Origin of the sequence: Pantoea sp. Lu_F5_004 (assembly GCF_051136245.1) — a bacterium.
Taxonomy (GTDB): Bacteria; Pseudomonadota; Gammaproteobacteria; order Enterobacterales; family Enterobacteriaceae; genus Pantoea; species Pantoea agglomerans.
Window position 1 is genome coordinate 143,246 of record NZ_CP194947.1, and the last position, 12,733, is coordinate 155,978.

Here is a 12,733-nt window from a genome sequence, read left to right on the forward strand (position 1 = left end):
TTTGCTCTAAGACTGCTCATTTCTCCGTAACATTCTTCGGGTAATGAATAAAAAATTTTGACTGATATTTAAAAGGATCTGAAATCAGCATTTCCTCCCCCTGCCACAGTGTTAAATGAGGAAGTTATTATGAGTGAGAAAACTCTCAAGGGTAATGCGCTTATCGGAAATAAACGCTGGACAATTATTTTACCTGCCGTATTCATCATGTATACCATTTCATTTTTTGATCGGGTGAATATAGGTATGGCGCTGCCCCATATAACAGCTGAAATGGGCCTGAGTCCTGTTGAAGCCGGCTGGCTTGGCGGCGCCTTTGCCTGGGGTTACGTCGCCACGCAATTTACCGCAGGATGGCTGGCTCTCCGTTTTGGATCACGGAAAATAATAGGCATCAGCCTGTTTCTGTTTGGGGCCTGCGCAATGCTTACTGGCCTGACGCGTAACTTCGGTGAACTGGTAGCGATCCGTTTCTTACTGGGCATCGCTGAAGGTCCAATTCAGGCCGCCACGGCCATGTTCCTTGCCCAGTGGTTTATGAAGCCTGAACGGGGGCGGGCATTCGGAATCTGGAATCTTAGCCTGGGTGCGGGCGCGTTTCTGGCCGGTCCGATATCTGGCTGGATCCTCGCACATCATAACTGGCGCATGATGATGGTGATTGAAGGTGCACCGGCCTGGCTGTTCTGCATCATCTGGTTTTATCTGGTACCTAAAAGTATTCAGGCCGCTGGCTGGCTGAGTGCCGAAGATCGGGATTATATCCAGAAAGACCTGGCGGCTGAGCAGTCAAACTACAGGAATGAGAAATCCGATCCCTGGTGGACCATTCTCAAAATACCGGCCCTCTGGCTGATGCTGATCGGCTACTCGCTGCATAGCATGCTCGCTTACGGTTTTACGCTCTGGCTGCCGACAGCTCTCAAAGGGTATGGCACGCTAAGTGAATTTATGGTTGGTCTCATCAGCGGGATGCCTTTCCTGATGACGATGCTGGGCATCTGGTATATCACCCGGCGTTCAGATAAGTACAACCAGGAGCGACGACTGCATGCCGCTATTCCCACCGTCCTCTGTGGTGTGGCATTACTGGCTGCCGCTTTTGTGCCGCTGTCATATTACTGGGCTCAGATAGGTTTGTTCATGTTTGTCGGCCTGACAATGAAGATGCTGGTGCCGCTGGTTTACGTCAGGCTGACTGAAATTCTCCCGACAAAGAAAGCGGTTCCTGCGGTGGCTTTTGTCGGCGCATGCAGCAACTTCATTGGACAGTTTGGCGGCCCCCTTGTTGCCGGATACCTCAAGCATCTGGGTGGCGGCACTGATATGACGCTGGCATGGGGTGTTCTGGGGCTGTTCTCAATTGTGGGTGGCGTGCTGTTTGCCCTTGCCGTGGGACGTGAGGAACGTATCCTAGACTTCAGCAAGGCATTCTCTGTGTCTTCAAACAGAGCAGTATCAACACGTCAATAATAAAGCGGAATCTTCACACAGGCATCGGACGCCCGATCAGGCAGGATGCGCGGATCAGCATTAAGTACTCTTGTGCACCTGTGGAATTATCATGCTCATCCCCGGCGTGTATCTCTCTCAACATCTGACAGTTACAGCCCGTACTTTACGGGCTTCAGAATGCCTACAATCCCACCAGCGTGATATGTTTCTTTGTTGTCAGCGCTTTATACAACGCTTTTGCCAGAGTGCCTGGTTCCACACCTGATTGAGCGCCCTCGGAATCGGTCCAGAACGATTTGATGCGCAGTATGGTGTTGATACTCGTTACGCGTTCCATTTCCAGCACGGCCAGCACAGGATGGCGCATTTCGCCATGTTCCTCTGTCGCATCCGCCTGGATCACTGCGGCGCGGGATGCCTGACTGTCAAAGATAACGTGGCAGCGTACGCCGTTCAGGCTGAGTATGCCGATGACTTCATAAAGGCACTGAACAGCCTCTGCACTGTAAGATGCGGGCACAACAAACATAACAGATCCTTCTGAAGTGAAACTTAATGAGCAGCCAGCATAGGCGAACTGTAATCAGAGGAGAAGTTACTGTTTTTGAATGAAAAATGTAGAGTTCAAAGGTTACGATAACGCGCGTTATTTTCACTCCAGTTTTAGCTGGCACTATCAGTAACTGAGGTATAAACCAATCATGGCGGCGGGGCGCGGATTTGACTTAAGGAAAGGCCCGAAGGTGGCAGGTTTATCGTTCCAGTCGGGAATGTATTTATCAATACACGCAACGCGTAAGCTCTGTGCTTCAGCCACTAAACAGGATTAACATCAGATTAAGTTTAAGATTTTTCGCGCTCTTCAATTACTCATCTCTTAATCCTGCCGTCACGTTTAACCAGTAGTCAGCAATCTATAATCAGGTGCTGACTTACAGACAGGTGTTTTCCGTGCAACAGAACCGTTAGCAATAGCAATAGCAATTGACTTTTTCCTGATAAGCCAGGCGAGCCGCAGTGAGGGCCAGCGCACCTCTGCTGCTGCCGGGCCGTCCTCTCGCCGCCTACGCGGTACCTTCGGCTTTAACGTCGCGCCGACGAACCGTTCGGGGATCGACCCTCCCTGGCCAGCCCCTGAGCGGCACCAGACTGCGTTATCAACTGTCGCTTAACTGACTGGCATCAGGGGCCGAGGCCCCATATTTTTTTCAACCGCTATTCAGGTAAGGCGTAAACCACCACCTGATCGCCCACCTGATCCTTCAGAATGGTATTACCGCCTGCGACAAACGCCACATACTGACGGCCTTTGTACTCATAGACTGATGGGTTCGCTACCGCAGGGGCTTCAGCCTGATCGGACCAAAGCTCTTCACCACTCTCTACAGAGTAGGCCCGAACTTTTGCATCCATTGAGGCACCGATGAAAATCACGCCGCCCGCTGTCACAGCCGGGCCGCCGATGGTCGGGGAGCCCCAGCTTTCTGGCATAAAGAAGCCATACTGCTGCGATGCGCCAACAGGACGACGCCATTTGACGTCACCGGTATGCATATCAATCGCCACGATTTCACCAAAAGGTGGCTGCCAGCACGGCATGCCCAGCCAGTTATTGGCAACCATCAGGCGCAGGCCGTAAGGCGCGCCTTCCTGAGGAGCAAAACCGCTTTCATTGCCGGAACCGTTATCCGCTTTTTCATAATCTTCGCGGCTGTAGAGCTTCACATACTGCACAATGTGAGAGGTGTTGACGATCGCAATCTGTTTTTGAGGATCAAACGCGACGCCGCCCCACTGAACGCCACCTGCACTGTCCGGATAGGTCAACGCGCCTTCGCCTTTGGTGGTAGGCGGCGTATACATCCCTTCATAAGTCAGCTTATCCCAGAGTCGTGAACACTGACCGGCACCCACAACATCCGCCAGTTTCCAGATCGCTGGCTTTTTCGACTGATCGAGCAGCGGTGCCGGTTTGGTGGGGAACGGCTGCGTTGGCGAAAGCACTTCGCCCTCTACCGAGCCATCACCCTGTGGCACCGGACGCTCTTCAATCGGCCAGACATCTTCGCCGGTCAGACGGTTCACCACAAACAAAAAGCCCTGCTTGGTGGCCTGAATCAGTGCCGGAATCTGTTTGCCGTTTACGGTGATATCCATCAGCGTTGGCGCAGAGTTGATGTCGTAATCCCACACGTCGTGATGTACCCACTGACGGGACCAGACGACTTTACCGGTATTGATATCCAGCGCAGTAGTCGAGGTGCCAAGCGGAATAGGCGCTGTGCGGTTGCCGCCCCAGTAGTTAGGAGACGGGGATGAGACAGGCAAATAAACCAGACCGTGCGCCTCATCAGCAGACATATGGGTCCAGACGTTAGCCGTACCAGTACGTTTACGGACGTCAGCCGGAATGGCTTCAAATGTCCATTCGCGCTTGCCGGTCTGCGCATTGACGGCAAACACGGTGCCCGGAGGCGCTTCAGCATACGCCCAGTCTTTACCCGCCCAGCCAATCAGCAGGTGGTTGCCAACCACCGTTGGTGGCTGTAATACAGAAAGAGGGTATTTAGCGTTAATGGTGTTCCACTGATTGAGATCTAATATGCCATTATCTGCAAAGTTGTTGCACGGCTTACCTGAGTCGGCATCGAGCGCAAAGAGCTTGCCATCCACGGTTCCCATGTAAACGATCTTCTGACACGCCTGCCCGTCGACCGGATTTTTAGCCTGCCAGTAGGAGACGCCACGGTTTTTCAGAACCGGCTGTGTCAGCGCTTTACGTGAGGATCTAGTGTCATAGTGCCATTTCTCTTTACCTGTACCGGGATCGAGTGCAATCAGGCGATCAAAAGGGGTACCAATGTAAAGTGTCTGGTTGGCAAAAATAGGGGTGGCTGACCAGACGGTAGCTGGCGTGCCGCCTTTACCATCCGAGACATCGCCGGTATGAAATTCCCAGATTTTCGTTAATTTGCTGACGTTGTCAGCATTAATCTGCGTGAGAGGGCTATATTTCTGCGCGTTCAGCTGGCCATGAAAGCTGTCCCAGGTAGCAGAAGAGGGCACCAGTGAGGTCGATGGATGAGTCGCAGAGGCGACGGTCTCTGCGTCTCGCTTGCCCGTTGACGCATCTTTCGTGGTTTTTGTGGTTCCTGGCGCTTGTTGATTAGCCGCATCTGCATTGACTTTTTCCCGCGCGCCCATTGAGGCTTCCGCAGATTTATCCTGCGCCTGAAGTGTCAGCGGGTTAAGCAGCAGCGCCAGGGCCGTGATGCTGATTTTCATTACTGGAAAATATTTAATGTTATGCACGAGTGGTTCCTCAGGCTTTGACGCGATGGTTATGGCGGACGGAATTATTGTTCAGCGTAATCAGACCAACAAGGCCAACCACCATCGCTGCCGTGATGATGTACTGATGCAGTAGTGCGGCTGCAAAACCGATACCGAACAACACAACCAAAGTCAGAATAATTAAAGTAATGCGCGCAGCGCGACCTGATGCACCACGCAAAAGGAAGGTCAGTAACGCCAGCACCACGTTGGCGATTGCGACACCCAGTGCGCCGATGGTGCCAGTGACACCGGTAAGTGGCGTCAGCCACGCATACAAAGCCACCGCGAAACCAATCACGGCCGCCAGTAGCAGCAGTAAGCTGCCCAGGCGAGAGGGTTTAGATTGCAACATACCAGGAAATCCCTTGTGAAATTGATTAGCCATTAAATATGGCGCATTGACAGTTTTGTGCGGCTTTTTTTCACCTGATAGTGATAAAAACATTGCACCATAAAATTGAGCGCACTGCTGGCTGGCTGAATCAGATGCTATGTGTTTTGTTCCAGGCGGGTGATCTCTTTTTGAGCCGCCATTGGGTCAGAAGATGTAATTATGGATGCCTCCTATGATCAAAAGACTGAAGTAACCCGATTCGAAATAGACAGACTTTCATTTTTGATGCGGTTCTGGTTTGTCAGAAGCACTCTTGCCCTCCGGGCTATCAGCCTTGCTCCGGGTTGCGATCAGGCTGGCAGTGAAGATCAACACCAGGCATATCAGCACCTGTTCGCAGCTGTGAATACCGATGATGCCGGTCAGGTCGCACAAGACGGGAGGCGCGTTTTTCCGGGACGTGCATCAGGGCAAGCGGTTGATCCATTCTACCTACCGCCCAGACTGCACACTCACAGACAATGATGCTCAGTGTCTGGCACTTAGCCACCAGAAGCTCATCTGGCGGTATCAATCACTTCAGAAACCCGGTGTGCGGATTTATTGAGTGTCCATCAGTTTAATGCGGGTTAATGCGGGTATTCGTCCACGATGGATTATTCATTTGCAGGGATGTGCCTCATAATTTCACTACCGGCTGCTCAGGATCCGTGCCACATGCCATGGTTCACATCTTGCTGGGCGGTTTGCAGCAAACCTATCATTTTCCTGTCATTTATCGTCTTTACGCTGTCAGCTTTCCCTCATGGATTTTAATATTATGAAAATAAAAACGATTTCTTTGGTTATCAGTTGTGCGCTCTCATTTTCTGGTCTTGCGGCGCAACCTCAGGCTGAGCACTATATCGTCAGTTTTCCGGAAGGTACGCGCGTGAGCTACAGCGGCGCATTCGCCAGTGCGTTTCCGGATGGTTTGCCGGTGGGAATCGGCTCCGGTTTGCTGTTTACCGGTAAGCAGGGGGATGCGCTCACCTTCGCGACCGTCACCGATCGCGGGCCGAATGCCGACTCACCCGATGTGGGCAAACATGAGTCAAAAATTTTCGTCACGCCAGACTTCGCTCCGCTGCTGATGAATATTCGGGTGCAGAACGGCAAAACAGAAGCCACGGATGCCCGACCGCTGCATGACGACAAGGGCAATATTAACGGATTGCCGCTACAGGATGGTGTCATCGGCTCAACCAATGAAATTGCGCTAAGTGACACACTGAAAGTGCTGAAGGGCGATAACCGTGGTCTGGATACGGAAGGGATTACGCCGGACGGGAAGGGCGGCTTCTGGTTGTGCGACGAATATGGCCCGTTTCTGATAAACGTTGATCAGCATGGCAAGATTCTGGCGATTCACGGGCCGCAGGCCATGGCAGGGGAAAAATCCATTGCGGGCGGACTGCCTAATATTCTTAAGTGGCGTCAGCCTAATCGTGGTTTTGAAGGGCTTACCCGTATGCCGGACGGGCGTATTATAGCCGCGGTGCAGAGTACGCTGGATATTAACGGTAAAAGTAAAAAGCAGGCGCGCTTTACCCGCCTGGTGAGCTTCGATCCGGCGACCGGGAAAACCGCGATGTATGGATACCCTATCGACAGCGAGGCTTATAGTAAAAACAGCGACGCCAAAATTGGCGATATCGTGGCGCTCGATAATCAGCATATTCTCCTGATTGAACAAGGCAGCGATAAAAACGACGCGATGCGCAACCTCATCTATAAGGTGGACCTCAGTGCGGCTACCGATCTTGCCGCATTCGATAAGCCTGGTGAGTATCCGGAGTCTGACGACGAGAAAGCGCTGGCGCAGCGAGGCATTAAGCTCGCAGCTAAAACGCTGGTGGTCGATTTACGTCAACTCGGCTGGCAGCAGGAGAAGGCCGAAGGACTGGCGCTAATCGACAGTAAAACCCTGGCAGTCACCAATGACAATGACTTTGGCGTGAAAACGGTCATGCAAAATCCGGTGGAAGGTAAGAAGCGCAAGGATTATCGGCTGAACGAAAAGGGGGAACTTACTGTAGAGGGTAAGCCGGTTGCAACGACGATCGGCGTGAAGCCGCTGAAGAAACCGGAGTCGGACAGCGAGTTGTGGATCGTAACGCTGCCGGAACCGCTGAAATAAACGTTCTCCTTACCCCGGGCTGTCTGCGCTTAGTGCCTGATTTTCTGTAAAAAGGCAGGATTCAGCCCGGATTTGCCAGCGAAAGATCGGTCTGCGCCGTTTTGTTATAGCGGATGACAGCAGACCGATATTCGTTTAAGCAGTTAAACACCTTTGTACCGCGTTGCGGCGCTAAGCGTCACTGGCGAACTTTAAACGCCAGCCTGGCGTTTATTTTTTACTTTCAGTTAGATAACCGCTTCCGTCTGCATCCGAGCGCTTTCGATACCTGGCTACCCGGTCAACTACGGCTCAAGTCGGCAGGTTGCAGAGCGTGATTATAACATTGTGTAATAATGTGTTATCTGCCTCTTCAACAGACCCTCCCCACCGTGTAAGTTCTGGAGTCTCATACGTTTGTTGTCCCCATAATCCGCGGAGGAGAAAGAGAGTGAAAGCAACCGCAATGGCCGCTACAAGTCTGTTAATGCTGATGAGCAGTGTTCACGCTGAAGGTCTGACGACGTCGGCAGAGGGTAAAAACCTCGCCGTCAGCTTCGGCCAGCCCACTATCAAACAGGTGCTGCACTACCGAAAAATGTATGACAAAAAGCCGTTTCCGGATGCTGAGATTTATTATTACGACAACGGCACCTATAAAATCATTTCTCAGGGTGAAAACCACTACGGCGTTTACGTTATGCAGGGCAAGTTTGATGATGAAACTTTCACCGTGCGTTTTATCTCTCTGCCTTCTGCTGACTGGGGCAATAAAACCGCTTTTCATCAGTTAACCTTTATCAGGGGTGACGGGCAGAACGTCTTTATTCAGAATGCAATTGTGGATACGGGTGAAGCCATTGCGCAGCAGAACGGCACCTATACTCAGGAAAAAAACACCGTAACCAACCCGGTTTCTACCAGCTGGGAAAACAAATAATTGTCGGGTGGCAGCGGGTCTGCCACTCTGATCCAAAACCGGTGCCTGCCACGTTCCTCGCTCAGGATCGTATTAAGTTTTGGCTGGCGCACACCTTCACGCATTTATTTTTTTACTCAGAAAATGCATAGCCGCAATTAAATGCTTTATATTTCATAGCCTGATGTACATTTGCCCTGCCGCGCCCACGCCAGCAGTGTGAGCGCGCTGCAACAGGCAGAACCGGTAATCTGCCTGTGAAGGGTAACTCCTGCTTTTTTTGATAATGCCAACACTCATTATGTCAGGTCCTGAGGCGTAAATATGGACAGAGTTTCACCCCTGCTGGATGTGCAGAACGTCGCTTTTTCAGTCGGGGATCGTCAGCTACTGAAACCGGTCTCCCTGCAGTTATATCAGGGTGATTGCGTCTTGCTGACCGGCCCATCCGGAAGCGGAAAAAGTACCTTCCTCAAAATCCTTGCTTCGCTGATTACCCCCACCTCCGGGCAACTTTTTTTCAGGAACAGTGAGGTCACCACGCTAAAAGCAGAGGCCTATCGCCAGCAGGTCTCGTACTGTTTTCAGACGCCGCAACTGTTTGGTCAGACGGTATATGACAACCTGGCGCTGCCATGGCAGATACGCCGTCAGAAACCTCAGCGGGATAAACTTGTTGCTGCGCTGGAAAGCGTAAATCTCTCTCCGGATATGCTGAATAAACCTGTTGAACAACTTTCAGGCGGAGAAAAGCAGCGTGTCGGACTACTACGCAATTTGCAGTTTATGCCTGAGGTGCTGTTGCTGGATGAAGTCACCAGCGCCCTTGATGAAGAGAACAGGCTGTCAGTACTTTCATTGATTAACCGGATCTCAGCTGAAGAAAAGGTAGCCGTGGTGCGGATCAGCCATGATGTTAACGATATTCAGCAGGCTGAGCAGGTGCTTCGCCTTGAGCCGCCAGAAAAGGAGAATAAGCGTGAATCAGCATAATATCAGTGACACCTCGCTGTTGCTGTCACTGACGCTGGTCGTTATAGCGCTGCTTATCAGCCAGAAAGAAAAGCTCGGCATGAGCAAAGATATTCTCTGGAGTGTATCCCGGGCGATAATTCAGCTGGTGATTGTCGGCTTTGTATTGAAGTCGATTTTCGATGTTAATAATAGATGGCTGACGGTACTGATGGTGCTGTTTATCTGCGTTAATGCCGCGACCAACGCCCGTAAACGCGGTCGAAATATTGATAACGCCTTTACGATATCGTTTGTCGCTATTTTTAGTGGCACCCTCATCACGCTTACGATTCTGGTGCTGAGCGGGGCGATAGCGTTTGTTCCGATGCAGGTTATTCCCATCACGGGCATGATCGCCGGTAATGCCATGGTTGCAGTAGGGCTCTGTTACAGCAACCTGAACCAGCGCTTCAGCGACAACCAGCAGAAAATTATGGAGATGCTGAGCCTTGGCGCATCGGTGAAGCTGGCATCGGGCCGCATCATTGCTGACAGCATTCGTACAGCCATGATGCCGACGGTGGACGCTGCCAAAACTGTCGGACTGGTCAGCCTGCCAGGGATGATGTCCGGACTAATTTTCGCCGGAATAGATCCGCTCAAGGCGATTAAGTATCAGATTATGGTCACGTTTATGCTGATAGGGACTGCCAGTCTGTCAACGATCATTGCTGTCTATTTATCCTATCGTCGTTTTTATAATGCCAGGGCGCAGCTAAAAATATCGGATAGATCGCTGGATTAGTGAAACTGATTGGCGGATCTGAAGGTTATAGCTGGTGAGGAAAGTAAGTCTGTTATCAGACGCACTCGGTTGCTTGCGAGCGCTTAACTGACAGCAGAGTGCTCAGGGGATGCTGCAAAAAACTCCCCGCTGAATCTGAAATATCCCTGCAGGGTTCGTGCTTTGATTGTTCATCTGAATGCCTGATACACAACTGGCATTGGTGTTTAATTCTGCCTGTTCTGATAAAGGTCCCAGCGGTTGCCGTACAGATCTTCAAATACCACCACGGTTCCGTACTCCTCTTCACGAGGCTCCTGGGAGAATGTAACCCCTTTCGATTTCATGGCTTTGTAGTCTCGCCAGAAGTCATCCGTCTGCAGAAAAAGGAATACTCTTCCGCCGCACTGATTGCCAATAAAACCTTCCTGTCTTTCATTTGAAGCGCGAGCCAGAAGAAGATTGCAGTCGCTTTCAGGGTCAGGTGTAACTACAACCCAGCGTTTACCTGGCTGCGGTGTATCCTCAACAAGGGTAAAACCCAGCTTTTCGGTGTAATACTCAATTGCCCGATCATAGTCATCAACCACGATGGCCACATATCCCATACATCGCTTCTGCGTTCTCATTTCTGCTCCGTCATGTTTCAGGCCTGGTTGCCTTGAAACATTGTTTTAACACAAACGAGAATCCCGGAGTTGGGTGAATTGATTCAGTCATTACGGTATTCAGCCGTTGCATTAAAGATACATCAGCTGTCATCAGCCTATAATTTTTATAAATTCATGGCGCGGGTATCAAAAAATGTTTGAGGGATTTACTCATACACAAATCAGACTTTCTGAAGCAGTGCTAAATGTTCGCTATGGAGGTAATGGCCCTCCGGTTTTGCTGTTGCATGGTCACCCCCGTACCCACGTAACCTGGTCAAAGGTGGCCCCGCAACTTGCCAAATCTTTTACCGTGGTTTGTCCCGATTTAAGGGGATTTGGCCGCTCATCTAAACCTGCTGATGAGCCGAATCATGCTGGTTCTTCTAAGCGAGCTAAAGCGAAAGATTGTATTGAGTTGATGAGCCAGTTAGGTTTTGATCAATTCGCGCTGGTGGGACATGACAGAGGTAGTTATACAGCATATAGGGCCGCACTTGATTACCCTGAGCGAATTACACGACTTGCTGTAATGGATTGTATACCCATACTTGAAGCGCTCAACCGGTGTAATGAGAAGTTTGCCCGACAGTGGTATCACTGGTTCTTCTTCGCTCAGCCTGAAAAACCCGAGCTGGCAATTTTAGCCGATCCAGATAAGTGGTATGGAGGCCAGCCCGAAACAATGGGGAATGATGAATACATTGAATTCAGGCGAGCTATACACGATCCGGAGACTGTACATGGAATGATCGAGGATTATCGTGCCGGTCTTACTATAGACAAAGAGCATGAGCTTTATGATCGTCAGAATGGGCGATTGATTGAATGCCCGACGCTCTGTTTATGGTCAAAATATGATGATCTGGAAGATATTTACGGCGACGTATTGGGCATCTGGAAATCCTGGGCACCGCATGTTCGGGGTAAAGCGATAGCCAGCGGTCACCATATGGCTGAAGAGGCACCAGAAGAAGTTACGGCAGAACTCCGCTACTTTATGTCGCAGAAGAGTTAACATTCTCGCCTCAGGCAGCCGGAAGCCGTCAGTACAGAACGACTGATAAATTAATTCGTAAAAGAAAATTAATTTATCAATTATATGAACGTTTTATTCGTAATCGTATTATTTATCAAAAATCGACTACCTACCTTTTCTATTATCGCGTTTTTTCCTCTCCACTCGTTAAAAAGTAGAAAGAACTCATCTGCGCTGATGTCAAAATCGATAAGTATGCCTTTATAGTTTCCGCTGGTTAACTTAAGACGTGCATCATCCAGGGTATAAGCCTTCACTGTTTTCATGATGAGCCTGCAATCTGTTATTACTTCAGGGAAAATATTCATACCATGATCTATTTTTCTTAACACGCATGAGGATGTAAAAATAATTGATGTTTCATTACATTTAATGAACCGCTCACAGGTTTGAAGAAATAATAAGCTATAGTACGCATTGCCGCTTTTCATATATTGAGATTGCTCTCACGCAGAGCATGGGTTGTTCTGACATACCACAATAATAGCCCCAGCGTCGGCATTTCCGCCATTGACATCATTCACCGCTGTATCGTTATTGCTGCCTGCCACCGCCCAGTCTCGCAACGGCTACTCTCAGCCGTATTAACTGGCAGGGAAGCGATAGCGTTGATAACTCTGCGGAGTAACCCTTAAGCCGAACGCCAGATTGAAAGGGGGTTTAACAATTAAAGCACATTTTGGTTACACGGTCATAAACACAATGATTATTATTTGCTCGTCGCAGACAATAAGTTTTTCAATCCAAAACGTGAAGGATTATATCGATGAAAACTGTCAAAAATCTGTCACTTGCTACTGTCGCTGCACTCTCTCTGGTTTCCTTTGGCAGCCTGGGTCAGACCATTTCTGTTACCTCATTAACCATGGACGGTGCACAGGCAAAAATTGCCGCTCAGGCCCGTTCCCAGAATGAGCAGTATAAAATTCTGGAGGCCAGTACTAATAATCGCGTGCACATGACTGCTGAGCTTTACAAATAAAACTGCTTTGCCAGATGAAATCTCCGATAAAGCGGTAGCAATATTAATGCCGATCATTTCCGGTGATCGGCGTTTCTGCATTTTATTTTCCTGACACACATCCTGACTATTCCCTCTCTTGA

General features: G+C 50.0%; 11 protein-coding genes. 7 read left to right on the plus strand and 4 right to left on the minus strand.

Going from position 1 to position 12,733, the window contains the following annotated elements; all coding sequences use genetic code 11:
* Positions 1–129: 129 nt before the first annotated feature.
* Positions 130–1,473, plus strand: a complete 1,344-nt coding sequence (locus ACR8BN_RS19665; RefSeq protein WP_083069750.1) for an MFS transporter — start codon at positions 130–132, stop codon at positions 1,471–1,473.
* 163 nt (positions 1,474–1,636) lie between these two features.
* Here ACR8BN_RS19665 and ACR8BN_RS19670 read toward each other — a convergent pair whose 3' ends face one another.
* The 3 genes from ACR8BN_RS19670 to ACR8BN_RS19680 all read right to left on the minus strand — a co-directional run bounded on the left by ACR8BN_RS19670 (position 1,637) and on the right by ACR8BN_RS19680 (position 5,143).
* On the minus strand, positions 1,637–1,984 hold the full coding sequence (locus ACR8BN_RS19670) for a hypothetical protein (RefSeq protein WP_064703967.1): 348 nt from the start codon (positions 1,982–1,984) through the stop codon (positions 1,637–1,639).
* A 686-nt stretch (positions 1,985–2,670) separates the two neighbouring features.
* Positions 2,671–4,740: a pyrroloquinoline quinone-dependent dehydrogenase gene (locus tag ACR8BN_RS19675; protein ID WP_227438772.1), complete on the minus strand. Its 2,070-nt coding sequence runs from the start codon at positions 4,738–4,740 to the stop codon at positions 2,671–2,673.
* Positions 4,741–4,777: 37 nt separating this feature from the next.
* Complete coding sequence (locus tag ACR8BN_RS19680; RefSeq protein ID WP_083069746.1) at positions 4,778–5,143, minus strand: hypothetical protein; 366 nt, start codon at positions 5,141–5,143, stop codon at positions 4,778–4,780.
* A gap of 802 nt (positions 5,144–5,945) precedes the next feature.
* Here ACR8BN_RS19680 and ACR8BN_RS19685 point away from each other — a divergent pair.
* The 4 genes from ACR8BN_RS19685 (at position 5,946) to fetB (ending at position 9,961) form a co-directional block, all read left to right on the plus strand.
* Positions 5,946–7,304 (plus strand): esterase-like activity of phytase family protein, encoded by a 1,359-nt coding sequence (locus tag ACR8BN_RS19685; RefSeq protein WP_434747754.1) that lies wholly within the window; start codon positions 5,946–5,948, stop codon positions 7,302–7,304.
* Between the two features lie 430 nt (positions 7,305–7,734).
* Entirely contained in the window at positions 7,735–8,223 is a 489-nt protein-coding gene (locus ACR8BN_RS19690) for a hypothetical protein (protein WP_039389890.1), read from the plus strand.
* 303 nt (positions 8,224–8,526) lie between these two features.
* Positions 8,527–9,195, plus strand: coding sequence for an iron efflux ABC transporter ATP-binding subunit FetA (gene fetA / locus ACR8BN_RS19695; protein WP_434747755.1), 669 nt, complete (start codon positions 8,527–8,529; stop codon positions 9,193–9,195).
* Entirely contained in the window at positions 9,182–9,961 is a 780-nt protein-coding gene (gene fetB, locus ACR8BN_RS19700; RefSeq protein WP_039389894.1) for an iron efflux ABC transporter permease subunit FetB, read from the plus strand. Before fetA ends, fetB begins: the two co-directional genes overlap by 14 nt.
* 206 nt (positions 9,962–10,167) lie before the next feature.
* Here fetB and ACR8BN_RS19705 read toward each other — a convergent pair whose 3' ends face one another.
* On the minus strand, positions 10,168–10,569 hold the full coding sequence (locus ACR8BN_RS19705; RefSeq protein ID WP_031593814.1) for a VOC family protein: 402 nt from the start codon (positions 10,567–10,569) through the stop codon (positions 10,168–10,170).
* Between the two features lie 175 nt (positions 10,570–10,744).
* On the opposite strand from ACR8BN_RS19705, the gene ACR8BN_RS19710 reads away from it, so the two are divergent.
* Together ACR8BN_RS19710 and ACR8BN_RS19715 are read left to right on the plus strand one after the other, a co-directional pair.
* Complete coding sequence (locus ACR8BN_RS19710; protein ID WP_434747756.1) at positions 10,745–11,608, plus strand: alpha/beta fold hydrolase; 864 nt, start codon at positions 10,745–10,747, stop codon at positions 11,606–11,608.
* A gap of 787 nt (positions 11,609–12,395) precedes the next feature.
* Complete coding sequence (locus tag ACR8BN_RS19715; RefSeq protein WP_083069735.1) at positions 12,396–12,611, plus strand: YdgH/BhsA/McbA-like domain containing protein; 216 nt, start codon at positions 12,396–12,398, stop codon at positions 12,609–12,611.
* The last annotated feature ends 122 nt before the right edge of the window (positions 12,612–12,733 follow it).

Coding starts and splice junctions, on each gene's coding strand:
- ACR8BN_RS19665 (WP_083069750.1), top strand. CDS start 130: ATGAGTGAGAAAACTCTCAAGGGTAATGCGCTTATCGGAAATAAACGC.
- ACR8BN_RS19670 (WP_064703967.1), bottom strand. CDS start 1,984: ATGTTTGTTGTGCCCGCATCTTACAGTGCAGAGGCTGTTCAGTGCCTT.
- ACR8BN_RS19675 (WP_227438772.1), bottom strand. CDS start 4,740: ATGAAAATCAGCATCACGGCCCTGGCGCTGCTGCTTAACCCGCTGACA.
- ACR8BN_RS19680 (WP_083069746.1), bottom strand. CDS start 5,143: ATGTTGCAATCTAAACCCTCTCGCCTGGGCAGCTTACTGCTGCTACTG.
- ACR8BN_RS19685 (WP_434747754.1), top strand. CDS start 5,946: ATGAAAATAAAAACGATTTCTTTGGTTATCAGTTGTGCGCTCTCATTT.
- fetA (WP_434747755.1), top strand. CDS start 8,527: ATGGACAGAGTTTCACCCCTGCTGGATGTGCAGAACGTCGCTTTTTCA.
- ACR8BN_RS19705 (WP_031593814.1), bottom strand. CDS start 10,569: ATGAGAACGCAGAAGCGATGTATGGGATATGTGGCCATCGTGGTTGAT.
- ACR8BN_RS19710 (WP_434747756.1), top strand. CDS start 10,745: ATGTTTGAGGGATTTACTCATACACAAATCAGACTTTCTGAAGCAGTG.
- ACR8BN_RS19715 (WP_083069735.1), top strand. CDS start 12,396: ATGAAAACTGTCAAAAATCTGTCACTTGCTACTGTCGCTGCACTCTCT.